The 24845-nt window shown below is 51.1% G+C and carries 20 protein-coding genes; 15 read left to right on the top strand and 5 right to left on the bottom strand.

The genetic code is table 11. From position 1 onward, the window contains the following. The first annotated feature begins 50 nt into the window (after positions 1-50). Positions 51-1439 (top strand): class II 3-deoxy-7-phosphoheptulonate synthase, encoded by a 1389-nt coding sequence (locus AT687_RS07895; protein ID WP_014310617.1) that lies wholly within the window; start codon positions 51-53, stop codon positions 1437-1439. A gap of 67 nt (positions 1440-1506) precedes the next feature. On the opposite strand, the gene pknB is transcribed toward AT687_RS07895, so the two are convergent. Next, a complete protein-coding gene (gene pknB, locus AT687_RS07890; RefSeq protein WP_014307092.1) occupies positions 1507-3699 on the bottom strand; it encodes a Stk1 family PASTA domain-containing Ser/Thr kinase in 2193 nt (730 codons plus the stop codon). 102 nt (positions 3700-3801) lie between these two features. On the opposite strand from pknB, the gene AT687_RS07885 reads away from it, so the two are divergent. Then, a complete protein-coding gene (locus AT687_RS07885) occupies positions 3802-4170 on the top strand; it encodes an Rv2175c family DNA-binding protein (protein ID WP_014319195.1) in 369 nt (122 codons plus the stop codon). Here the strand turns inward: AT687_RS07885 and AT687_RS07880 are convergent, their stop codons facing one another. Next, on the bottom strand, positions 4171-5658 hold the full coding sequence (locus AT687_RS07880) for an alpha-(1->6)-mannopyranosyltransferase A (RefSeq protein WP_014302130.1): 1488 nt from the start codon (positions 5656-5658) through the stop codon (positions 4171-4173). A 21-nt stretch (positions 5659-5679) separates the two neighbouring features. Continuing rightward, on the bottom strand, positions 5680-6855 hold the full coding sequence (locus AT687_RS07875; protein WP_014310615.1) for a polyprenyl synthetase family protein: 1176 nt from the start codon (positions 6853-6855) through the stop codon (positions 5680-5682). Between the two features lie 154 nt (positions 6856-7009). On the opposite strand from AT687_RS07875, the gene metF reads away from it, so the two are divergent. Continuing rightward, the gene (metF, locus tag AT687_RS07870; RefSeq protein ID WP_010935194.1) at positions 7010-7993 is read left to right on the top strand and encodes a methylenetetrahydrofolate reductase [NAD(P)H]; all 984 of its coding nucleotides are present in this window, start codon (positions 7010-7012) and stop codon (positions 7991-7993) included. Here the strand turns inward: metF and AT687_RS07865 are convergent. Beyond that, positions 7990-8568 carry a GNAT family N-acetyltransferase gene (locus AT687_RS07865; RefSeq protein WP_014310614.1) on the bottom strand — a complete coding sequence of 193 codons (579 nt, stop codon included), beginning with the start codon at positions 8566-8568 and terminating at the stop codon, positions 7990-7992. The two genes, metF and AT687_RS07865, sit on opposite strands and share 4 nt — an antisense overlap. Positions 8569-8760: 192 nt before the next feature. Here AT687_RS07865 and AT687_RS07860 point away from each other — a divergent pair, with 192 nt between their 5' ends. Both AT687_RS07860 and AT687_RS07855 read left to right on the top strand, forming a co-directional pair. Then, positions 8761-9186: an SAV_6107 family HEPN domain-containing protein gene (locus AT687_RS07860; RefSeq protein ID WP_014319194.1), complete on the top strand. Its 426-nt coding sequence runs from the start codon at positions 8761-8763 to the stop codon at positions 9184-9186. A 120-nt stretch (positions 9187-9306) separates the two neighbouring features. After that, complete coding sequence (locus tag AT687_RS07855) at positions 9307-9699, top strand: DUF3040 domain-containing protein (protein WP_014310612.1); 393 nt, start codon at positions 9307-9309, stop codon at positions 9697-9699. Between the two features lie 217 nt (positions 9700-9916). Here the strand turns inward: AT687_RS07855 and AT687_RS07850 are convergent, their stop codons facing one another. Beyond that, positions 9917-11125 (bottom strand): IS110 family RNA-guided transposase, encoded by a 1209-nt coding sequence (locus AT687_RS07850; protein ID WP_010935562.1) that lies wholly within the window; start codon positions 11123-11125, stop codon positions 9917-9919. Positions 11126-11934: 809 nt separating this feature from the next. On the opposite strand from AT687_RS07850, the gene mraZ reads away from it, so the two are divergent. The 10 genes from mraZ to murG all read left to right on the top strand — a co-directional run bounded on the left by mraZ (position 11935) and on the right by murG (position 24835). Beyond that, complete coding sequence (mraZ, locus tag AT687_RS07845; RefSeq protein ID WP_003852170.1) at positions 11935-12366, top strand: division/cell wall cluster transcriptional repressor MraZ; 432 nt, start codon at positions 11935-11937, stop codon at positions 12364-12366. A gap of 182 nt (positions 12367-12548) precedes the next feature. Continuing rightward, positions 12549-13568, top strand: a complete 1020-nt coding sequence (gene rsmH, locus AT687_RS07840; protein WP_003852168.1) for a 16S rRNA (cytosine(1402)-N(4))-methyltransferase RsmH — start codon at positions 12549-12551, stop codon at positions 13566-13568. A 56-nt stretch (positions 13569-13624) separates the two neighbouring features. Then, the gene (ftsL, locus tag AT687_RS07835) at positions 13625-14398 is read left to right on the top strand and encodes a cell division protein FtsL (protein WP_014319193.1); all 774 of its coding nucleotides are present in this window, start codon (positions 13625-13627) and stop codon (positions 14396-14398) included. Positions 14399-14428: 30 nt separating this feature from the next. Then, the gene (locus AT687_RS07830; protein WP_014319192.1) at positions 14429-16453 is read left to right on the top strand and encodes a peptidoglycan D,D-transpeptidase FtsI family protein; all 2025 of its coding nucleotides are present in this window, start codon (positions 14429-14431) and stop codon (positions 16451-16453) included. A gap of 107 nt (positions 16454-16560) precedes the next feature. Beyond that, the gene (locus AT687_RS07825) at positions 16561-18102 is read left to right on the top strand and encodes a UDP-N-acetylmuramoyl-L-alanyl-D-glutamate--2,6-diaminopimelate ligase (RefSeq protein ID WP_014310608.1); all 1542 of its coding nucleotides are present in this window, start codon (positions 16561-16563) and stop codon (positions 18100-18102) included. A gap of 53 nt (positions 18103-18155) precedes the next feature. Next, the gene (locus AT687_RS07820; protein ID WP_014310607.1) at positions 18156-19646 is read left to right on the top strand and encodes a UDP-N-acetylmuramoyl-tripeptide--D-alanyl-D-alanine ligase; all 1491 of its coding nucleotides are present in this window, start codon (positions 18156-18158) and stop codon (positions 19644-19646) included. 25 nt (positions 19647-19671) lie between these two features. Beyond that, entirely contained in the window at positions 19672-20772 is a 1101-nt protein-coding gene (mraY, locus tag AT687_RS07815; protein WP_014310606.1) for a phospho-N-acetylmuramoyl-pentapeptide-transferase, read from the top strand. 4 nt (positions 20773-20776) lie between these two features. Then, the gene (murD, locus tag AT687_RS07810) at positions 20777-22219 is read left to right on the top strand and encodes a UDP-N-acetylmuramoyl-L-alanine--D-glutamate ligase (RefSeq protein ID WP_014310605.1); all 1443 of its coding nucleotides are present in this window, start codon (positions 20777-20779) and stop codon (positions 22217-22219) included. Between the two features lie 26 nt (positions 22220-22245). Beyond that, positions 22246-23754 carry a putative lipid II flippase FtsW gene (gene ftsW / locus AT687_RS07805; protein ID WP_014310604.1) on the top strand — a complete coding sequence of 503 codons (1509 nt, stop codon included), beginning with the start codon at positions 22246-22248 and terminating at the stop codon, positions 23752-23754. Position 23755: 1 nt separating this feature from the next. Continuing rightward, complete coding sequence (murG, locus tag AT687_RS07800) at positions 23756-24835, top strand: undecaprenyldiphospho-muramoylpentapeptide beta-N-acetylglucosaminyltransferase (RefSeq protein ID WP_014310603.1); 1080 nt, start codon at positions 23756-23758, stop codon at positions 24833-24835. The last annotated feature ends 10 nt before the right edge of the window (positions 24836-24845 follow it).

Here is a 24845-nt window from a genome sequence, read left to right as displayed (position 1 = left end):
ATCCATAGCCGAGACGCTACTTCTTCCTGTTCCGTGCTAAACATAAAGATGTGAGTTGGACAGTAGATATCCCTAAAGAAGCCCTGCCTGATCTTCCACCATTGCCGGATGGACTTCAGCAGCAGTTTGAAAACGTTATTGCTCGCGATGCGAAGCAGCAGCCCAATTGGGATAAAGCAACTGCCGAGACTGTGCGTAAGATTCTTGAATCTGTACCGCCAATCGTCGTTGCTCCAGAGGTACGCGAGCTCAAGCAACACCTAGCTGATGTAGCAAACGGTAGGGCGTTTTTGCTTCAGGGCGGCGACTGTGCTGAGACTTTTGAGTCCAACACTGAACCACATATTCGCGCCAATATCAAGACACTTCTGCAAATGGCAGTCGTTCTAACATATGGTGCTTCCACCCCAGTCGTTAAAATGGCTCGTATTGCCGGCCAGTATGCAAAGCCGCGATCATCTGACTTAGACGCTAACGGCTTGCCTAATTACCGTGGCGATATCGTTAACGGTGTGGAGGCGACAGAAGAAGCGCGCCGACACGATCCAGCTCGCATGATTCGCGCTTACGCAAACTCTTCTGCAGCCTCCAACCTGGTTCGTGCATTGGCTAGCTCAGGTACTGCAGATCTGCATCGTCTCACGGGATGGAATCGAGAATTTGTAGCCAGCTCCCCAGCCGGAGCACGCTACGAGGCATTGGCTCAAGAAATTGAACGTGGCCTGCGCTTCATGAGTGCATGCGGCGTTAATGACCATACCTTGCATTCGGCGGATATTTTCTGCTCTCACGAGGCACTTGTGGTGGATTATGAGCGTGCGATGCTACGTCTGGCTGAAGACGAAGAAGGAAACGTAGAACTGTACGATTTGTCGGCGCACCAGCTGTGGATCGGTGAGCGTACTCGTGGACTCGATGATTTCCATGTGAATTTCGCGGCCATGATCGCCAATCCCATCGGCATCAAAATTGGTCCTACAGCTACTCCTGAAGAAGTTGTCGCTTACGCTAACAAATTGGATCCGAATTTCGTACCAGGCCGTTTGACGATTGTGGCTCGTATGGGTCACGACAAAGTTCGTGACGTGCTACCTGGCATTGTCAAAGCGGTGGAGGAATCCGGACACAAAGTGATTTGGCAGTCTGATCCTATGCACGGCAACACCTTTACTTCCTCAAATGGCTACAAGACTCGACACTTCGACAAGGTCATTGATGAGGTACAAGGCTTCTTCGAAGTACACCGCGCCTTGGGTACTCATCCAGGTGGTATCCACATAGAGTTCACCGGTGAAAATGTCACAGAGTGCCTTGGTGGTGCCGAAGATATTACTGACGTTGATCTGCCAGGTCGCTACGAGTCGGCATGCGATCCACGTCTGAACACCCAGCAGTCCTTGGAGCTGTCGTTCTTGGTTGCCGAGATGCTGCGTAACTAACGCATATAAAATAATGGGCCCGAAGCACACCGTCGCTTCGGGCCCATTAGCGTTTCATTGAAGCCTTCTAAGAGCTCAGGGTTTTGAGTTTGATGGTAGCTCCTGGTTCAGCGCGTCCACCGGCAGGAGTCTGCCAATACACTCGTGCAGAAGACTTGCTCGTCCCGCTTGTGGTCACGCTAAAGCCTGCTGCCTCTAGTTCGCGTTTAGCCTCAGCGTAGCGTTTACCTACAACAGAAGGCACTTCGACTCTGCCCGCAAGAATCAACGAGACTTTGGTATGTGCAGGATCGATGAGATTACCAGAGCTTGGTGTAATCGATGTGACCTCGTCTGCAGAATTGCCTACTTCATTATCGGAACGAGAAATCGACTCCACGGTAATACCTGCATCAGCAAGAGCGCTGATGGCAGCATGGCGCGATTTTCCACGAACATCAGGTATTTCTACAGAGGTAGAAACTTTAAGAGTTACTGAGCTGCCGCGGGGGAGAGTTGTGCCTGCTGCGGGGTCGGTACCGATTGCGTCACCGCCAGGGATGGTGTCACTAAATTCTTTGGCGATGGTGACGTCGAATCCTAGTTTTTCCAGCTCGTTTCGCGCTTGATCAACGGGACGTTCAGAAACATTGGGGATGGTCACAGGCGCTGGACCTTGGGAAAGTGCAACTGATACGGCACTGCCGACTGCGACTTCGTTGCCCGAACCTGGTACAACACGGGCGATTTTTCCTTCGGGCACGGAATCAGAAAATTCGGGGGCGCTTTCGCGGTACTCAAGTGTGCGCTCTTCGAGCAGGCGACGGTACTCGGAAGCTGAACGACTTTGAGGAACATCGGGAACGGTCGGGCGTCCTTGGGATACCAGCAACGTGATGTCGTCACCTTTCACAGCACGTTGGCCCTGGTCTGGTTTCGTGCCAGCGATGGCATTTTTAGGAACGTCGTCGCTATATACAGGCTCGGTGACTGCGCCAAAGCCGGATTCCTCGGTAACGGCTACGGCTTGTACTTGGTCGAGGCCAAGAACCTGGGGGACTTCACCGTAGCGTCCAGAACCAAACCACCATGCGCCAAGGGCTACCGCAGTGGCTAGGGTAATGACAGCTATGAGCCACAAAACAAAACTGATTTTGGAGCGATTGGTGACGGGCTCATGCGTTGCAGCTGGGGCATGTTGTGGTGCTACTGGTTCAGGAGAATAGTCTGGTTTTCGTTGTGCAACAGGCCCGACGGGGGTAGCAGGCTGTGGCGTAATTGGCTGGAAGGCACGAGTATGAGTGCTGGCGTCTTCGATAGGGAACAGGCCTTCAGTTTCTCTCGGCAGGTCCGTAGTCATGAGGTCGGACGTTGTGAAATGGCCAGTGAGATGTTCATTGGAACGATAAGCTGCAGCATTGGCAGGTACTGGCACTCTGAATTCTGGGAGACGTAGTTCTTGAGCTACGTCGTCTAGCGCATTGAGAAACTCTGCTGCATCGGCGAAGCGTTCTTCGGGGCGTAGCGCTGTAGCAGAAGCAACGAGGGCGTCGATAAGCGGTGGAATTCCTGCGATCATGGATGAAGGTGCTGGCACTGCACTATCGAGACGCGCGTAAGCATGCGCAATTTGATTGTCGCCGCTAAACGGAGTGGTGCCGGTGAGTAACTCGAACATCACGATGCCGGCGGAGTACACATCGCTTTCGGGGCCGATGTCATCGCCAGAAACTTGCTCAGGGGAGAGATAAGACACCGTGCCGACGATTTGATTGGAAGTCGCTTGGCTAGCCGACGCCGCCCGCACCAAACCAAAGTCCGCCAACTTCACCTGATGATCGGCGTTGATTAGCACATTGTCGGGTTTGATATCGCGATGAACCATGCCCGCCGAGTGGGCTACGGACAAACCAGTCAGAACCGAACGCATGACGGCGACCGCTGCATGAGGAGGCATAGGCCCGCGTTCGGCCAAAAGCTCGCGCAAAGTGCCGCCGGTGATCAGCTCCATAATGAGGAAGATGTTGTCGCCATCGGAAGAAAAGTCATAGACTCCCACCAAACATGGGTGACTCAACTGGGCCATGGAGCGAGCTTCCCTACGGAAGCGGTCTTTGAAAATCGGGTCGTCCAGATAACGCTGATCCATTACCTTCGCAGCGACAAGCCGACCCAAGCGGGTATCCACACACCGGTAGACCGTTGACATCCCACCCCTAGCAATAGGAGCCTCGATGCGATAACGGTTTTCTAGCACGTCGCCGATTTTCAGATCTGCCATAGCACATAGTATGGCTGACTGAGGTGGTGATTCGCTAACTCAGGGGGCCTCATTGCGAGGGAAAACAACACTATTGGCCAGATTCACGATAGATTAGGCAGGGTGAGTAACAATATTGTTCCAAGTTCTGTCCTCCTTGCCGGAGAAAACCTTCTTACCGTTCCGGATTACGCTGAGCGCATTGGCCAGCCAGTCACTCGAGTTTTCGACCAGATTGGTGAGCACAAGCTGATCTGTGTCCTGGATAACGGCATTAAAAAAATTCCGGAAGCATTCCTTTCCGAAAAGGGCACAACGAACAAATTCGTCCCTGGCGTTATCGCTTTGCTTTCCGATGGTGGATATACCGACCAAGAAATCTTCGAGTTCCTCTTTACTGAAGACGAAAGCCTCCCAGGTCGGCCTATCGACGCCATCCATGGGCACCTAGCTCGCGAAGTCATGCGACGCGCCCAAGCAATGGGCTTCTAATTACTGCACTGATTCGGCCGTGGAATGGGATGACGTTGTGCTTGCATTAAAAATAGAACGCGTCATCCACCACGCTGCCACAGTTGTAGCAAGCATCCATACAGGATTGTAGAGCTGATGATTGCCACTGCCCGTAAAAGCAAAAGCAACGATTATCGATGCCATCACTGTTAGCTTCTGTAACCACACAGGCGGTGTAAACGTTCCGATCAGCGAGACGACGCTCGTGTAGTACCACGGCAGTGTCACCGCATTAAAGAAAAACGCCACCATATATCCAGCAGCCGTGCCTTGGACAGCTGCGCGTTCCGACTTACGGAAATACCACCAGCAGCCGATAACGCCTAGTCCCATGAAGACCATGGAGATCTTGCGGATAACTGCGACGACGGCATTGAACGGGAACGGGTCGAGCCACAAAGAACCCACACCTGAAATCAGCGTTGCTACCAGGGAAGGGAAGGCCAGCGGGTTAATCACCTTAGTGTTACCACTAAGAGCTGCGATCCATCCCGATGATGCTCCCGATGCCCATGTAATGAGTGCAACGATGGCGATTGTTTCTACTGCTCCCACAAGAGCAAAAATCATAAATCGCACAATGCGGGAACGCAGCGTAGGTCCTGCTTGTGCCACAGCAATCCAAACGACAAAAGGAAGTGCAAAAGCAGCAGTTGCTTTCAGCGCCATGCCTACAGCAATTACAGCGATGCCAGCGAAGATCCACGCAGGAGAACGTCGTAACGCAAAAACAAAGCCAATACTGACCAGTCCTACCATGAGTGCCTCGTTGTGCATGCCACCAATCAAATGAAACACCATTACAGGATTAGCCACGCCGAGCCACAGAGCGAACGTCGGATTTCCGCCAATAGCTGCGGCAATCTTAGGTATAGACCATACGATCGCTCCAAAACCTACAAGCGAAACGAGCTTAAATAACAACACACCAATCGAAATGTGGTTGCCGGTAACCGTGGTGATCCATTCTCCCAACCACAGGTGCAAAGGGCCGTAAGGGGTCGTCGTATTACGCCAATCATGAGATACCTCGTACAAAATAGGGCTGGGATTGACCGCAGCTCCCTGCGTATAGGCATCAAAACCATCACGTAATAAAGTTCCCTGAATCAAATAGGAGTAAACATCACGAGACATAATTGGGGCCGCGAACAACAAAGGAGTAATCCACAACCAAATACAGTGTGTGACATACCTGAGGGAAACCGCTGATTGCATGACGCGGCGGCCCAAAAGATACCACGCAATAATGTACAGAGCTGTTCCGATCCATAACGTGATATTGGAAAAACCAGCACCGTGGCCATAAGCCAGAAACTCGACGTGCAAAGACTCGAGCAACCCGCCGCGATTTCGAATGGCACCGCCGCCAAAAGAACCCAAAGCTATCAGAATTGATGCGAAGATTCCTACGCCCACTGGCGATAATGTTGAGCTAGTACGCAGAAGTTTCTGCAAAAAATCCATAGGTGTGTGATCTCCGGGGAATTAGAAGCTTCTCGACGTAGCCTTGATAGCTAGGTGTTTTAGAAAATCTTGGGCCTCTGCATCAATAACATCATTGCTAATGTGCGCAAGGCCAGAAGTTCGCAAGGTTGCGATGCGCTCTTCCACCGCATCGGCGGCACCAGAGGAGCGAATAATCGAAGCCAATTGTGCAATATCTTCGGCCCCCGACACTGCACCTAAGTCACGACGAATCATTTCCGCCTCGTGGATCGAGCCCGCAGACTCCAAGATTTCTAATGCTTTGGCCACCAATACCGTGCGCTTTCCTTCACGCAAGTCATCGCCAGCTGGCTTACCCGTAACACTTGGGTCACCAAATACACCTAAAAGATCGTCGCGAAGCTGGAACGCCAAGCCGATATCACGGCCATAATTTCGTAGACAATGAACTGTCTGGTCATCAGCGCCCGCCAACGCCGCACCAATGTGAAGAGGGCGCTCAATCGTATAGGCGGCAGTTTTAAAACGATTGACGGTTTCCGCTAGTTCGATGCTCTCGCTACCAGTGGATTCAATGTAAATATCAAGAAGTTGTCCGCCAATAACTTCAGTGCGCATGCCACGCCACGCATTCGAAGCACGACGAATTGCAGCATCACTAAGCCCAGAGTTATGGAACATATCATCTGCCCACACCATCGCAAGATCGCCAACCAAAATTGCGATCGACTCGCCAAAACGTGCGGAATCGCCCAAGCGATGGGATTCTGCATGGGTGCGTTCTGCAACACGGTGCACAGTCGGATTACCACGCCTCGTATCGGAAGCGTCGATAATGTCGTCGTGGATAAGCGCACACGCTTGGATCAGTTCCAGAGAGCCAATTGCTGTGAGTACCGCGCCGGGATCTTCCGTCTTATTAGTTAATCCGCCACTAGCAACAAAACCCGCCCACGCATACGTAGGACGAATCCGTTTTCCACCGCCAAGGACATATTCGACCAGCAGCTCAACCGCATTGCTCACTGGAACACCAATCTTGGCTACCTTGCGTTTACGGCCTTCGAAAAACTCCGCGAGTATTTCTTCTACTGCTGCTGGGACCTCCGAAAACGAAGGCAGTGAGTGATGGCATGCAGAGATACCGGCGGGGTGCGTAGACAACTGGTTCACATTCCTTAAAAACTGTAAATTCGGTGTAGACTTTAAACCCATATTAGAGGGTGGGGGCGCAGCTAAGCCAAGAGCTAAGAAAACTAGGGGACATAGTGGTATCGACGCTGTTCAATAACGGCAACCTACAGTAAAAAATGAATAAAATTCCTCAAGGTGGCAATATTCTTCAATTTTTCCCATAAAATACGCCCGTATGTCTGCACAACCGCTACCTGCTGCGTATCAGCGCACAATCACCGATGTCATTTCCATGCCAACACCGGGCCAGGTTCCGTTTTCTGTAGAGTTTATGCCGCCACGAGATGAGGCAGCAGAAGAGCGACTCTGGAAAGCTGCCGAAGCATTTCACGACTTAGGAGCCTCTTTTGTCTCCGTTACTTATGGTGCAGGCGGATCTAGCCGCGAGCGCACAATGCGTGTCGCGCACAAGCTTTCTCGTCATCCGTTGACCACGCTCGTTCATCTCACGCTTGTGGAACACACCCAAGAAGAATTAGAAGAAATTCTGTGCACTTATGCGTCCCACGGGTTGTCTAACTTACTTGCCTTGCGAGGCGATCCCCCTGGCACTGACCCGATGGCTCCGTGGGTCCCTACCGCAGGCGGCCTAGATTATGCCAAAGATTTGATCGACCTCGTGCGCAAGACTGAGCAGACCTCACACTTTCAGGTAGGAATTGCTAGTTTCCCAGAAGGGCACTACCGAGCGCCTAGCATTGAGGCGGATACGCAATTTACATTGGAAAAGCTGCGAGCTGGCGCAGAGTTTTCGATTACCCAGATGTTTTTTGATGTCGATCACTATTTACGACTGCGAGATCGCTTGGTTAAGGCGGATCCCGAACATGGATCAAAGCCGATCATCCCAGGACTTATGCCCATTACCAGCTTGAGGTCGGTTCGTAGGCAGATGGAATTAGCAGGTGCCACCTTGCCTAAGGCTTTAGAAAAACGGCTTCTCGACGCAGCGCGCGGCGATGAGGAAGCTCATCGCGGCGATATTCGCAAAGTAGGAATCGAAGTCACTACTGAGATGGCACAGCGTCTTATTTCTGAAGGGATCCCAGACATCCATTTCATGACCATGAATTATGTTCGAGCGACCCAAGAAGTACTCCATAATCTCGGCATGGCGCCCGCGTGGGGAACACAGCAAGGCCACGACGCTATTCGCTAATTGCGATGGGCTTTCCGCTGTAGAACGGCGAAGGGGCGACGATCTCCTTCAAACATAAAATTCCGAAGGAGGTCGTCAAAACCACAAGAGCGGTAGAGGTGAAACGCAGCATTTTTTTCGTCAGGTACTTCAGGGGTAGATAGCAGTATTAGCTCATGGCCGCAGTGCTTGATGAGTGCATGGAGTAAGCTTCGGCCGATTCCTTGTCCTTGCGCACGGGGAGATACATGTAATTCTGCAAGCTCGAAATATGGCCTAGCAACAGGGGGACATTTTTGTTCAGCCAAACCACGGTGGATTTGTCGATCCCACCAGTGTTCGGATCGGCCAGTGAAGCCATAACCGATTCCTACGATGCCTTCACCAATTGCTGCAGGATTGTCAGAAGAATCATCAATGGCACACACGGCGACGAAGCCTTGTTCGGTAATGGCATTGCGCCATACTCGAATTCGTGCTGGAGCAATTGTCGGTGAATAACCCATTGCCTCGATATAGAGTCGTACGAAATCAGGGCAATGGTAGCTAAAGGCTGGTCCAGGAACTCGAACGATAGTGATGGCCACGTACACCATCAAACCACACCATTTAGGGGACTGTAGGGATGTTGATTATGTATCTTTTCGGTTTCGCAAGATTTGGTAGCGTTGGATATTTTTACCACCAATTTCGAACAAACGTTCCATGATGGTGGTAGGATGAGCTTTAGATGTTGGAACTGTTTTCTATGGTCGACACAAAGCTTCAAGATGGAAGGGGATATGGTCATGTCGGTCATTATTTCTGCAACAACACGGTTTGCCGGTAAAAGTGGCAAGGGGCATGACTTTTTAGCTAAGGCTGAATTGATGCTCAATGAATCGCGGAAGTGGGAGGCGCAAGGAGATAACGCCTCCGCGTTGGAGTATGCGTACAGGGCGGGGCTGCGTGCCGCGGGGGCGATGGTCGCGTGCAGTCGAATCGCTTCTCGGAAGCGTAAGTCATCTAATGTATGGGATCAGCTTCGGATGATTGGCCCAGAAGGTATTCAATGGGCCGATCGATTTCAAAAGTTTTCGCGCACTCGTTCTCGTGTGGTTAATGGTATAGATCCAGGGGTTTCTGTTGAGGTAGTGCATCGCTTACAGCTCCTCGTAGATGAGTTCATTGATTATCTTTTGACAGGTGAATATCCAGGGCAAGAGGCTGCCTGACCATCTAGGGGTGTTTCGATTCTTGGTTTCTTACCTCGTGGGGAACTTACCTACTAGAGTGAGCGTTAGTACCTAGTAAAGCGGTTTATTTTTACTTGTAACCAAGACTTGGAGGTCACGGTGGCGCTTTCTGATCATGAGCTGCGTGCGCTCAGGGAGATTGAACGATCTCTTTTGGCTGAGGATCCCAAATTTGGCGCCTCTGTTAATGGGGTAGGAGTTAATGGCGGTCTAGGCATCGGAGTTTTGCGCTCTGTGTCCATTATGGTGTTGGGCCTCGTTATGCTGGTTGGTGGAGTGGCTCTTAGTCAGCACACTCTCTGGTTTATTGTATTGGCGATCACAGGATTTATCGTGATGCTAGCGGGAGGTATCTGGTTTGTTCGTGGTTCTAGGGGTGGAGGAGAATTATCTGTTTCGGCTCCGCGAGGATCTAAGAACATGTCGCAGAAAACTAAAGGCGGAATCGCCGACCGGATGGAAGAGAACTTCCGTAAGCGTTTTGAAGGATAAATTCATCGGGTAGCGCGCACCACTCGGGTGCCATCACTGAAAAAGTGATGGCACCCGAGTTTTTTTATGGGGGGTGTTCCTATATAGGTTGTCAACCTCGCGGGTGGAGAAATCGGGGGCGGATTCTCTCTGTGGGGTTGTGTGGACGGGTTTGTTTTCGGGCATGACAGCTAGCCGACTGGGATTTTACCCGGTCGGCTAGCTTTACTCTTAGTGTCTAGGCTGCTAGGTCTTCCTGTGATGGTGCGGGATCGTGGTAGTGCTCGTGGTTGCGCATCATGGCGTAGAGGACGTTGAGTCGTCTGCGGGCTAGTGCTACTACTGCGGCGTTGTGCCTTTTGCCTTCACGGCGCTTTCGTTCATAGAATTGCCGGGAACGCTCGTGGAATCTGATGGATGCAAAAGATGATTGCCATAGGGCGTTCTTTAATTTTTTATTGCCGGCTCGGTTCAGTGAGTTCGACATGATTGAGGTTCCGGACTGATTCGTTCGGGGCGATAAGCCAGCGTAGGAGGCTAGGTGCCCAGCTGACGGAAAGTCGGACATATCGCCCGCGGTCATGAGAATTTGGGCAGCTGTCTTTGGCCCGATTCCCGGCATGGATAGCAGGAATTGGGTGTGGGGGATGTCGTTGATGAGCTCGATGACTTCCTTTTCGATTTGTTGGCGGTGCTCGAGCTTTAAAAGTGCGTCCTTCGCCGACATTGCTACGCCCATTTCGGCATAGTGTGCACCTGCAATAGTGACTGTTTGCTCAGAGATGGCAGCGAATATGGCATCGAGGACAGGTTCGGGATTTCGTGCCTTATATCGTCGAGCAAAGGCGGCTGCCTTGGCCTTACCTAAGCGCTTTATTTTGGTGGGCCCGCCGTAGCGTGCAAGTAGGTGCAGAACCCACTTGCGGTGGATTATCTGGCCGCGAAGGGCTTGTTCGAATTGCGGGTAACAGCCAACTAATGCACTTCGAATCTGATTGATGAGCCTGGTGTAGGAGCGCGCTAAGTCTTCGTCGATGCCGTTGAGGACTTTCAACTGGAGGAAGGCTTCTTCGACGCGGTCGACACTGCGGAGGGATTCCGGAAGGTTCTTTGCAGCGTGGGCGATGATATATGCATCCCGGATATCAGTTTTGGCATTACCAGCGTGGATGCGTGAGAGTTGACGCATAGCCAAACCTGGAAGGTAGCGCACGTCGATTCCGATATCTTGGGCAACTGCGACAGTTAGTCGCCCAATGTTATTGGGCTGGTCCACGACGACAAGGACCTTGTGGTCGTATGCGCTGAACGCTGAAAACAGTGCGCGCAGGGATTGTTCATTTTGATTGATGCGCTTAGATAGCACCTGGGTGCCGTCGATATCTAAGACGCAAGCGTGGTGAAAGTATTTGCAGGCGTCCATGCCGATGACATAGTCGTAGGTCATGTCTGACCTCCTAGCGAATTGAATGAGTATGGGACTTATTTCATCGCTGGTGGTCGGACATACTTCACGCTGGCATCCACATTACTTTGAGACCTCGCACATTGTGTGCGGGTCAGGTTCCTATTAGCAGTTTGGAGTATGTCACTGCCTTCGGCGGCATCACCCCCCCGGATCATTTTCTTAACAGGGACGAAAATAAGCCATACCGAAGCCAGCGACTAGTTCCGCTGCCACAAGGCAGAAGGAACGCAGATAAACATAGCCTGCCCCAGCATGGGGCTAGGAGTACGAATCCTGGGCTCCTTTAAGCGGAACTGCCAACAACGTAATGGGAGGTTCCCCAAAATCTCCCCACTTTTCCCCACATCTACTTTTTAAGAGGCTATCAATGTGTTTGTTGGGGGCTAAGTTATTGATGTTTTGGGTGTTTCTTGGGGTGTGAGGGGGTGTATTTTGGCATAGTTCAATATTTTTTTGGAAGTTTAGGGAGCGTTCCCCATCGTAAAACCTGCAGGTAGTGGAAGTTTTGGTTTGGTAGATTGTTGAGGAATTACAAAATGGTGGTGTAGAAAGTGGGGGAAAGTGGGGTAGAGTGGGCTGCAGTGAAGCGGTGTGGTGTGTTTTAGCTCATGCCGTGATGCGAGGTCGGGTTTTCTTTTTAACCAAAAGGTACTTGGCCGAAAAGGTTCATAACGCGAAGTTTTATCGAACTTTGTGGTGTGAACCGTAGATGGAAAACAGAATTAAATACCACTGCTGATTAACGACGCGGATGGCATGGAGCTGCAAAAGGGAGGTGGCCGTATCCCATGTTTTTGGGTACCTACACCCCCAAGCTTGATGACAAAGGTCGTCTCACTCTTCCAGCGAAATTTCGTGAGGAATTAGCTGGAGGGTTAATGGTTACGAAGGGTCAAGATCATTCGTTAGCTGTATACCCTCGCGAAGAGTTTGCTGCACGGGCTCGGAAAGCTGCTGCTGTGTCAAGGACTAATCCTGAGGCACGAGCCTTTATTCGTAATCTCGCGGCGAGTGCAGACGAACAGCGTCCCGATGGGCAAGGAAGAATCACTCTTTCTGCCGCGCATCGTACGTACGCAGGCTTGTCTAAAGAGTGTGTGGTGATTGGTTCTGTGGACTTTCTAGAGATTTGGGATGCGGCTGCTTGGGCTGCATACCAAGAGGAAACAGAGGCTGCTTTCTCTTCTGCGGAAGGTGAGTTCCTCGGTGATTTCCTTTAAGTCAGTGTGAGTATGCGGAGTATACGCATGAACTCTGACTGGACGCCGTGCTCTGGTGTACTTCCCCGATATCAGAGCATGGAGCGTACCAGTCAGGGCTCTGTGTAGACCCCGCCTTTACTACCTAAAGACCCAACAACATGTGTCTCAGGGCATGTGAATAAGCTCGAGAAAGGGGATAAATGACTCACGGTGAGCCGCAAGAGTTTTCGTTCGATGTTGAGGAAAACCATGGTCACGTCCCAGTTCTTCGAGCCAGAATGGCTGAGCTGATTGCGCCTAAGGTTACAGCGATGGGGTCAGATGCTGTCATTATTGATGGCACTCTTGGCGCTGGTGGGCACAGCAAGTATTTTCTTGAAAGCTTCCCAGAAGCTCGAGTTATAGGCCTCGATCGTGATACTAACTCTTTAGCTTCGGCGCGCGAACGACTAAAAGAATTTGGAGATCGATTCCTCGGTATTCACACCCGTTTCGATCGATTTGCCCCGAAATTAGAGGAACTGGCTCAATCTGGAAACCCCATTGCAGCTACTGCATTGGAGCAAGGTATCAGCGGTGCACTTTTCGACCTCGGGGTTTCATCAATGCAGCTTGATCAAGCAGAGCGAGGATTTGCCTACCGTGTTGATGCGCCACTAGACATGCGCATGGATAACACGATCGGGATCACTGCAGCTGATGTGCTGAATACCTATAGCCATGGCGAGCTAGCGCGAATCCTTAAAACCTATGGTGACGAGCGTTTCGCAGGAAAAATTGCAAGTGCAATAGTCCGAGAGCGTGAAAAAGAACCATTTGACACTTCGGCTCGGCTAGTTGAGCTGCTTTATGCGACGATTCCTGCAGCTACGCGTCGTACCGGTGGTCATCCAGCCAAGCGAACATTCCAAGCGCTTCGGATCGAGGTCAACCGAGAATTGGAATCTCTAGAGAAAGTACTTCCTGAGATTACGCAGCGTTTGGCTACAGGTGGACGAGCAGTGTTCATGTCGTACCAGTCGTTGGAAGACAAAATTGTCAAACGTTACTTCGTAGACATTTCTACTTCGAAAACGCCGCCAGGGCTTCCCATGGAGCTACCGGAATATGCGCCCAAATTCAAAGTAGTGACCCGTGGTGCAGAAAAAGCTACTGACGCGGAAATCGAGGAAAATCCTCGCGCTGCATCAGTAAGAGTTCGAGCAATCGAAGCTCTGTAGAGAAATCAAAAACGCAATGACACAAACAAACGCAGTAGTTTTGGGGTGACCTAGAGATGACCATGACCGACCGTGCGCGTAGGGAGGCCAGCCACCGTTCTCGAGATCTGAGTACGGGGTCGACAACCGGAACTCAGACGTTAACCTACAATCGCTCTGGTTCTCGAGCCGGCTACAATGCGCAGCGAGTAGAAGAACGCCCGCTTCGTTCTCGTAGTTTTAGAAACACCGCTGGTTCTCGTCAGGTGTTCTCGCATCGAGGACGTCGTAACGAAGCTCCCCGAGCTGCAGTAGCGCCCGCGAATGTTAGAAGGGTAGTGGGAATCATCGTGATGCTGGTTTCAAGTGTTGCGGTTTCACTGTACCTTTCGGGAATCTCAACGGAACAAACCTTTGCGATGACGCAGCTGCGTGCAAACGAAAACACGTTGTCTAACCAGATTGAGACGCTTAATCGGGACGTCGAAAATGCTTCCTCGACTGCCAACATCGCGCGACGCGCTCAAGATATGGGATTAGTTGTACCGGATCAGGCGGGAATTTTACTTCCACAGCCTGAGGGCGAAGTGATAGTTCAAAGAGAACCGGGCGAGAAAACTCACCCAGTTGTTGACGTCAATGGTGATCGCATTGCGCCTAAGGGTGCATCGAGTGATCCCAATAAAACCAGTGAAGTTGCCGGAAATCTCAACGCAGTCCCGCCGGTTGGTAATGGCGCACCCGCTGCTAACGGTGGAGCTGGGGTAGCCTCGAACGGAGTCAATACGGGCGCAAATGAATCTGCGAACGGTTCAGTCGTTGCACCGTACGCACCGACTGTTCATCGTTAAGCCAACCAATTTAGTGAGGCGGATCTAGGAGTGAATTCGAGCAACCCTGATCGATTCCACGGTAGACCTTCGTGGTCGAGTCGGGACCATTCGCATCGGTTCTCCACGACTCTAGGTGCGAAAAATCAGGATCTGAAAATTAAGCGCGAGGTCAATGCCCGGCAGCGTAGTACTCAAGACTCCGTAGTATCGCATCATCGATTTAGAGTTTTTCGTTTACTAGTTGTGCTGGTAGCGGCCATACTTATCGCGCGCCTTGGTTGGGTACAACTCGTTTGGGGACCGGATCTTTCAGAAAAAGCATCTGCACAGCGCACTCGAGTATTTGTCGATGCTGCACGTCGTGGCGAGATTTATGACAACACGGGCCAATTGTTGGCATATACAATGCAAGCTCGATCGCTGACGGCGTCGCCAAAGCAATTGCGCAAAGAGCTTGAATACACTGCCAAGATCGAGCTGCAGGACGAAAAAGAGTATTCCAGTTGGGATGAAAATCAGAGGAAGAAAAAGATTGAAGACAAGGTAGATAGCTACCTAGAAGAGTATTCAAACGAAATTCCGAAGATCATCAAAGACTCGGAAGCATCTGCTAACGACATCAAGTCAAAAGATATTCTGAAAAAACTAAAAGCTGATACTAGCTATGAGGTTTTAGTACGAAACGTTGACCCAGATGTTGCCGAAAATATTGCGCAGAAATTTCATGGTATCGCTGCCGATCTCCAACAGATCCGTCAGTACCCGAATGGTGCTGTCGCGGAAAACGTGATTGGCAAGATTAGTCAAGATGGACAAGGCCAGTTTGGTTTCGAGTCATCGAATAATTCTGTGCTTTCGGGGATTGACGGACGCAAAACTCTTGATGTCGCTGCGAGTGGAGAAGTAATCCCAGGTTCGCTACGCGATGAAGTCCCCGCAACTAACGGGGCCAATGTCACTTTGACGTTAGACCTAGACATGCAGACCTATGTGCAGCAGCAATTGGAACAAGCAGTGTCCAATTCCGGTGCCCAAAGTGCCTCTGCAGTAGTGCTAGATGTGAAAACCGGAAAAGTTCTTACCATGGCAAATTCCGGAACGATCAACCCAAATGGTGATATTGAAAAGCAGCTCAAAGACAATAAGTCTTTTGAAAACACCACCATTTCTTCACCATTTGAGCCTGGGTCTGTTGCCAAGATCATTACCGCTGCGGGAGTTATTGAAGACGGCAAATCAACCCCAGATGAAGTTTTGCAAGTACCTGGCAGCATCGAGATGTCGGGCGTAAACGTGCGGGACGCGTGGGAGCATGGAACAGTTGGGTATACCACAACTGGCATCTTCGGTAAGTCCTCGAACGTCGGTACTCTTATGCTCGCGCAGCGATTAGGAGAGCAACGATTTAACGATCTTCTTCATCGCTTTGGAATCGGACAAAATACAGGTATCGAACTTCCCGTAGAGTCACAGGGCCTCCTACCCGACATTTCCCAGTGGTCTGGCGGAACCTTTGCAAACCTCCCTATTGGACAGGGCATGTCTGTGACGCTGCTCCAAATGGCAGGTATTTACCAAGCTTTGGCCAATGATGGGCAGCGAATCGAACCACGCATTATTGAAAAAGTAGTGGATTCCTCTGGAAACGAAGTCGAACAACAGCCGCCTGCAGAAACCCGAGTCGTGTCTGCTCAAACCGCGCGTACTGTTGTTGATATGTTCCGTGGTGTAGTGCAAAAAGATCCCACTGGAATCAATAGTGGTACTGGCGCAGGTGCAGCTGTTGATGGCTATCAAGTCAGTGGTAAAACCGGCACTGCTCAGCAAGTAGATCCCAACACGGGTGCTTATTCGAATTCGAATTACTGGATTACTTTTGCGGGAATTGCCCCAGCGGATAATCCGCGATTTGTAGTAGCGCTTATGCTCGACAAGCCTCATCGCGGTGTCCATGGCGAAGGAGGTCAATCGGCTGCGCCATTGTTCCACGATATCGCATCGTGGATCCTTGATCGTGATAATGTTCCACTTTCGCCACCAATGGAGGGACAACTTGTGTTGCAGGCTCAATAACCAGAGAAGATGCAACGTCGTTCAGCTTTTTAACACACAACCTCGTGTTCACTTTGGAATTAAAGCTCCTGCCTATCCTCGGCGAGAGCGTGTAGAAAGGGGCCGTTTTGCCTACTCAATCTCCGCATTCATGTACTCTCGAACGTCTTACTGAACTTGCTGGTGGACGTCTAGTGGGAGAAACTACAGCGGGTGCAACAGAGATTTCGGCGATTGGACTGGATTCATCGCAGCTACCAGCCGACGCAATCTTTGCTGCACTTCCAGGCACCAAAACTCATGGAGCTCACTACGCTAGCCAAGGGAAAGCAGCGGCAGCACTAGCTGTATTAAGCGATCACGAGGGAACCCAAATACTTGTGGATTCCGGTGAGAAACGTCCCATTATCGAGGTAGATGATGTTCGCAGAGTCCTAGGAATACTCAGTGCGGAGATTTATGGGCACCCTTCTCACGAAATGACCATCATTGGTGTGACCGGAACCAGCGGTAAAACCACGACGAGTTATATCCTTGAGCGCGGTTTGATGGCAGCCGGCTTACACGTCGGGTTGATCGGCACTACTGGAACTCGTATCAATGGACGAAAAGTCCCTACTAAATTGACAACCCCTGAAGCTCCCACGCTGCAGCAGCTATTTAGTCAAATGAAGGCAGAAGGCGTAAGCCACGTGGTGATGGAAGTATCTAGCCATGCGCTGGCGTTGGGGCGTGTAACAGGGACGCGGTTTAGTGCAGCTGGCTTTACCAACCTGTCACAGGATCACCTTGATTTTCATCCTACGATGCAAGAGTATTTCGAGGCTAAAGCGCTGTTCTTTGACCCAGCTTCGCCGATACACGCTGAAAAGTCTGTTGTGTGCGTAAACGATCTCTGGGGCAAAAACATGGCTGAGCGTGCTGGAGCAGACGCCATCACTGTGTGCGCTGAACAAGAGGCAGCTGTCCACCAAGCTGATTACTGGGTAAGCAATATCGACGTTAACCCTGTCGGCGCGCAGTCATTTATCGTGCATCATGGCGCACAGTCAACGGATGTGCATTTGCCACTGCCTGGCGGCTTTAATATTGCGAATACAGTCGTTGCGCTGGCTTTGGCAGAATCCGTGGGTGTTGATAAAGACGCCTTTATTCGTGGCATTGCCGACGTTGCAGTTCCAGGACGTATGGAGCGCATCGATCGAGGTCAAGAGTTCCTTGCTGTCGTGGACTATGCCCATAAACCAGCAGCCGTAGCTGCAGTTATAGATACGGTCCGTGACCAAGTTCCAGGACGGATTGCGGTCGTCGTAGGAGCAGGCGGCGATCGTGATTCCGGCAAACGGCCAATTATGGGCGCCGAAGCAGCGCGTCGAGCAGATTTGGTCATTGTGACTGACGATAACCCTAGGTCGGAGGATCCTGCGAAAATTCGTGAGGCAGTATTAGAAGGCGCCCATGGTGTTGCAGGATCAGCAGATATTCGTGAAATCGGAGATCGTAGGGAAGCAATTCGTACTGCAGTGCAATGGGCTCAGCCCGGCGACGCCGTCATCGTTGCTGGAAAAGGCCATGAAGTTGGTCAGCTCATTAACGGAGTCGATCATCACTTCGATGATCGTGAGGAAGTAGCAGCTGCTCTGCATGATCAAGGGTTCGACCTCGATTAATGGATGAATAGCCGGTTTTCATCGCACTTCATTGTTTTTAAGGACTTGAGAAAATGATTGATCTGACTGTTGAACAGATCGCAGGTATCTTGGGTGGAACACTCACACAAGGCACTGATCCAGAAACCGTAGTGACGGGGCCTGTGGAATTTGACTCGCGTAAGGTATCGGAAGGTTCTTTGTTTGTGGCGTTGGCCGGATCGCGTGTCGACGGCCATGATTTCGTGCCAGCTGCGTTAGAAAGTGGCGCTGCAGCAGCATTGGTAGCGCATCCTGTGAAGATCGATTCTGGATTAGCGCCCGCTATTGTGGTGCCACCTGCGACTGGTCAACAGCAATCGGCCAACAGTTACGCAACTGAACATGATGAAGACGGTTCAATTGCGGCTGTTCTCCAAGGTATGGGACTTATTGCGCGAAAAGTCATCGATACGTTGACTGCTCAGGGGTTAACCGTCATGGGTGTTACTGGTTCGGCAGGGAAAACCTCGACCAAAGACATGTTGGCGTCAATTCTGAGTAATCAGGCCCCTACCGTGGCTCCTCCTGGATCTTTCAATAACGAGATCGGGCATCCGTATACAGCTTTACGCTGTACCGAACAGACCCGTTATCTAGTAGCGGAGATGTCTGCCCGCGGCATTGGCCACATAGCGCATCTAGCACAGATTGCCCCTCCTAAAATCGGTGTTGTGCTCAATGTTGGCACCGCGCATCTAGGCGAATTTGGTTCGCGCGAAATTATTGCTCAAGCCAAAGGCGAATTAGCGGAGGCACTTCCTCACGACGGTGTGGCTGTACTTAATGCAGATGATGATCTCGTTGCAGGCATGCGTACTCGAACTGATGCGAAGGTGATCACTTTTTCCGCGAATTCGCAGGACGCGGATGTTTATGCCACCGATATTGAACTTGACGATTATGCGCGTGCTCGTTTTACCCTCCACATCGGCGAAGCGGAGAACGTCGTAACGCTCCAAGTTGCTGGCCAGCATCAAGTTTCCAATGCACTGGCAGCTGCAGCGGCGGCATATGCGGCAGGCATAACCATTGACGATATTGCCGAAGCATTGAGTAGCCACCTTGGCGCTTCTGCGCACCGTATGGCTCTTATGCACCGTAGCGATGGCGCAACCATCATTGATGATGCTTATAACGCCAACACTGAGTCGATGCGTGCCGGTCTTACGGCGCTTTCCACTACTGCTCACAACAAGTCATTCAAGGGCGAAGCCTCGCACGCGTGGGCAGTGTTGGGTCCCATGAGTGAGCTAGGGGAGGAGTCGGTTGCGGCACACGAAGAGATTGGCAGGCTCCTCGGTGAGTTGAATGTGCATGGATTAATCGTTGTCGGAGACTCTGCTGATTCTTTGGCATTGGCAGATGGAGCCCGACGCAGCAATGTGACTACACTTATGGCTCGCGATACCGCAGAAGCAGCAGATCTCCTTGATCAGAATATGGGTTCTGCAGACGTAGCTCTTGTAAAAGCATCTAATGCATATCGTTTGTGGGAAACCGCAGAGATTTTAGCTTCAAAATAAAGAAAGAATGACAGGTGAATCAACAATGACCCAGATCATTATTGCGGGCGCTGTGGGCCTTTTGGCGTCGATCTTTGTTACACCCATTTTGATTCGGCGTTTTAGCGCCGAGGGGCTGGGGCAAGAGATCCGTGAAGATGGTCCTAAATCGCATTTGCGCAAGCGCGGCACCCCCACCATGGGTGGTATCGCAATCTTGATCGGTATCACCGTTGCTTATGCAGTCACGGGGATCGTGGGTCAAGTAACCGGAACTGGTGGTTTCACAGCCTCTGGTTTGCTGGTTTTAGGCTTGACACTTGCACTCGGTGGTCTTGGTTTTGCTGATGACTTTATCAAGCTCTACATGGGGCGCAACCTTGGTTTGAACAAGAAAGCTAAGTTGATCGGACAGTTGGCGATTTCACTTATCTTTGGTGCGCTCATTCTTCTTTTCCCTAACGCTGATGGACTAACCCCAGGATCTAGTCACTTAAGCTTCTTGCGTGATTTGCCCACAGTTGACCTTGCCATTGGGCCTAAGGCAGTAGGAATCGCAATTTTCCTTCTGTTCATTTACATTCTGATTTCTGCATGGTCTAACGCAGTAAATCTAACCGATGGCTTGGATGGCTTGGCAGCGGGCTCAACTGCCATCGTGATGGGTACGTACACCGTTATTACGTTCTGGCAGTTCCGGAACTCATGCTCGGCAGGAGCACAACCTGGCTGTTACGACGTCCGTGACCCATTAGATCTTGCAATTTTGGCTGCTGCTGGTTTGGGCGCGTGTTTGGGCTTTTTGTGGTGGAATGCTGCTCCCGCCAAGATCTTTATGGGAGATACCGGTTCTCTCGCGCTCGGTGGCCTCGTTGCGGGATTGTCCGTGGCTTCTCGTACAGAGCTTCTCATGATTATTGTTGGTGCTTTGTTTGTACTCGAAGCTGCTTCGGTGGTTATCCAGGTCGCGGGTTACCGAACAAAGAAGATTCGTATTTTCCGAATGGCTCCGTTCCATCATCACTTTGAAAACGGTGGTTGGGCCGAAACAACTGTAGTGATTCGATTCTGGCTGATCGCAGCGGTGGCTGCGCTCATCGGTGCATCCATTTTCTATGGTGAGTGGCTATCTCTTACAGGAGTATAAAAATATGTCTGCCGCCAAAATGACAGTAAGTGTTGAAGAGCTCAAGGTTTTGCTTCCTGAGTTAGCGGGCCGCGTACTCGTCGCAGGTGCCGGTGTTTCCGGAGTTGGAATCACTCAGCTGCTGCGAGAAATGGGATGTGCTGTCACCGTTGCAGATTCCAATTCTGCGCAGTTGGATAAGCTTGCTCAACAAACTGGTTGTCAGATTATTAGCCCAGCTGATGTGGTTTCGGATGGTTTTCAAGACTACACAGTGGTGGTCACTTCTCCGGGTTGGCGACCTGATTCGCCGCTTCTCGTTGCTGCTCAAAGCGCTGGCCTTGAGGTGATTGGCGATGTTGAGCTGGTGTACCGACTCGATCGCGCCGAGGTATTTGGCCCGAAGCGAACCTGGATGGTGGTTACCGGTACTAACGGCAAAACCACTACAACGGCCATGCTCGCAGAAATCATGCAACATTCTGGTGCGCGTGCTGCTGCCGTCGGCAACATCGGTGTATCGGTTGCAGATGCTGTGAGTACCCAACCACGTATTGATGTGTTAGTTGCGGAGCTGTCGAGTTTTCAGCTGCATTGGTCTTCCACTTTGATCCCTGACGTTGGAATTTTGCTCAATCTTGCTGATGATCACATTGATTGGCACGGTAGTTTCGCCCAATATGCACAGGATAAGGCGAAAGTATTAGCCGCTCCCACTGCAATTGCGGGCTTTGACAACGAACATGTGACGACGGAAATGAGACGCATCCAACGTGCCGAAGATGCTGATCCCATCATCGGATTCACATTAGGCGAGCCAGCTAAAGGCATGGTAGGCGTGCGCGATGGACAACTTTTCGACTGTGCATTTGGCGATAACGTGGTGTTGCGATCTGCTGAAGGAATCGAACCTGCAGGTCCGGCAGGGCTTAACGACGCCCTTGCTGCGGCTGCCGCAGCGCGCTCGATGGGAGTGAGTGCCATATGTGTTGAAGAAGCCCTGTCTAAGTTTGAAGTCGCAGGTCACCGTGGACAATGCGTGGGGCGTCATAGGGAAGTAGTTGCGATTGATAATTCGAAAGCAACGAATCCACATGCTGCTGATAGCGCACTTGCTGGTTTCTCTTCAGTAGTGTGGGTTGCTGGTGGGCAGCTCAAGGGAGCAGAAATCGATGAGCTCATTGTTCGACATGCCGGACGAATCAAAGCAGTAGCGTTGTTGGGCGTTGATCGTGATGTGATAGAAGATTCTGTTCGGACTCATATTCCTGGTATTCCGGTACTGAGCGTTTCTGAGACTGATCCACGTCGCGCAATGGATGAGGCGGTAGCGTGGTCGGTATCCCAAGCAGAGGCAGGCGATGCGATCGTATTGGCTCCTGCAGCAGCTAGTCTTGATATGTACACCGGCATGGGGCAGCGTGGAGACATGTTCGCTACAGCGATTGCACAACATTTACACGACTAACATTTTTGTCGGTGAGGAGCACCACAATGAGCACCAACACTTCGAATCGTGGCTCTCGGGTTCGTGACCGGATAGCGAGTTTTTTGGGCGAAATGATGCGCCGACCGCTGACGGATTATTACATCGTCATGTTCGTTATCGCCTTGTTGGTGCTCACTGGCGTTTTGATGGTGGTTACCTCGTCGATGGCAACCTCTGTTTCAGAAACTGGTAGTGCATGGACTTACGCGACCAAGCAGATTTTGCTGATTGTTATCGGTTTTATTGCCATGATTGGTGTCATGCAGATGCCACCGCGGAAGGTGAGAAAATACGCCGTGTGGCTGATGCGTATTTCGATTCTCCTTCTCATCGTGGTGCTTATTCCTGGCATCGGTACCGGTAAAGAACAAGTCGGTTCGCAGTCGTGGATCCCGCTTGGGCCTGTAAACATTCAGCCATCAGAGATCGCGCGTGTGGCCTTAGCGATTTGGGGAGCAAGTTTTCTTACCCGTAAACCTAAAGTGTATTTCCGCTTTTATGGGATTGATTTCGATCGCCGTGCGATGTTTGCCGTTATTGCTGGATTAACCTGTGCATTAGTCATGGCTGAGGGGGATCTTGGTATGACGGCGATGCTCGGATTTCTCACGTTGATTATGCTCGTATTCGCAGGGCTACCACGAGGTTTAATTGTTGCAGCGTTGACAATTTCTGGCGTGGCTTTTGTTTTGGCAGTCACGATGCATGGGTATCGTGGTCACCGCATCACTGTTTTTATAGATGCGCTCTTTGGCCGATTTGATGATATCGATGGCGTAGCATATCAGTCTTATCAGGGCATATTATCTCTTGCCGATGGATCCTTTACGGGATTGGGGATCGGTCAGTCACGAGCTAAATGGTTTTATCTTCCAGAGGCGAAAAACGACTTCATTTTTGCCATTGTTGGAGAAGAGCTTGGTTTTGTCGGAGCTGCCATCATCATTGGGTTATTTACCGCGCTCCTTCTTATTGCGTTAAGAATTGCACTGAGAATTAAAGACAGTTTCCTTTCTCTTGCTGTTGCTACTCTTGCCGCAGGTATTTCTTTGCAGGCTTTTATCAACATGGCCTATGTAATTGGTCTTCTTCCGGTTACTGGTATTCAACTTCCTTTGATTTCTGCCGGTGGCAGTTCTGCGGTGATTACGCTGGCGGCGCTGGGGTTGATCGCAAACTGTGCACGCTATGAGCCAGAAGCGATTTCAGCGATGCAGTCCTATGGAAGGCCAGCCTTGGACCGAGTGCTGTTCTTGCGGGAGCCGGATGTATCCGATATTCGTACGCGTCGTTCTACACGGCGATCTTCACAGGGAACACGCCAATCTGGTGCTCCCAAGAGGCAACCGCCGAAGATCGAACGCAATGAGCGAGTGAGCTACCGTCAAAGTTCAACAGGCACGTGGGGTTCGAGTGACCGCGATAGAACTGGTAGCGTCGACAAGCAGCGGGGAGCACAGCGCCAACCTCGACGTCGAAATTATCCACAAGACAACAAACGCAGGAGAAGATGAAGTGAACACTCCACGAGTCGTAGTCGCAGGTGGCGGCACAGCTGGGCATATTGAGCCAGCTCTTGCCGTGGCAGAGTCGCTACGTCACCGAGGTACAGAGGTTGTCGCACTTGGCACGACAAAAGGACTGGAAACGTCGATTGTCCCTGAACGCGGATTTGAACTACGACTGATCAACCCAGTGCCAGTTCCACGAAAAATAAATGCAGATTTGTTCAAGTTGCCGTTTCGGCTATTGGCAACAATTTCTCAAACCCGCAAGATTTTAAAAGAATTCGATACCGATGTGGTTATCGGATTCGGCGGATACGTAGCAGCGCCTGCGTATATTGCAGCAAAACTTCAAAAAATTCCCTTTATCGTTCACGAGGCAAACGCCCGCTCCGGTATGGCCAACAAACTTGGTGTTCGGCTAGGCGGTATGGGACTTAACGCGGTAGCTAACTCCGGCATGCCAGGAACTGTCGTAGGAATTCCTATCCGATCGTCATTGTCTGGCGATGACACCGCACTGGATCGAGCACAACAACTGTGGGGGCTAGATCCAGAGAAAAAGACCATCTTGATCACCGGTGGTTCCCAAGGCGCCCGTTCCATCAACGCTGCGGTGGCAGAAGGCATCGATGCAGTATTAGCTGATCCAGACGTTCAAGTTCTTCACGCATATGGGCGTAAGAATTCTGCTCCCGAGGCACAAGAACGATATGTACCAGTGGCATATATCGACGATATGGCCGCCGCCTATGCCATTGCTGATCTCGTGATCGGTCGCAGTGGAGCAATGACGGTAGCGGAAAATACGGCTGCCGGAATTCCTGCTATTTATGTGCCATTGCCACACGGTAATGGTGAGCAAGGGCTTAATGCACAACCGTTAGTGGAGGAAGGCGCAGCGGTATTGGTTGCGGATTCTGAATTTAATGGCGAGGCTTTTAGCTCATTGGCCGCCAAAATTTTAGGCGATCAAGAAACCTACAACACGATGGTCATCGCAGCTAAGGAATCTGGCACCGCTAACGCTGCGGAGACGATTGCTGACATCATCTATTCCATTGTGAAAAATCACGATCGCAACAAATAAAACAGAAGAG

The sequence above is a fragment of the Corynebacterium diphtheriae genome (assembly GCF_001457455.1).
GTDB lineage: Bacteria > Actinomycetota > Actinomycetes > Mycobacteriales > Mycobacteriaceae > Corynebacterium > Corynebacterium diphtheriae.
Note: the sequence above shows the minus strand (reverse complement) of the source record. Positions and strands in the feature narration are given on the sequence as shown.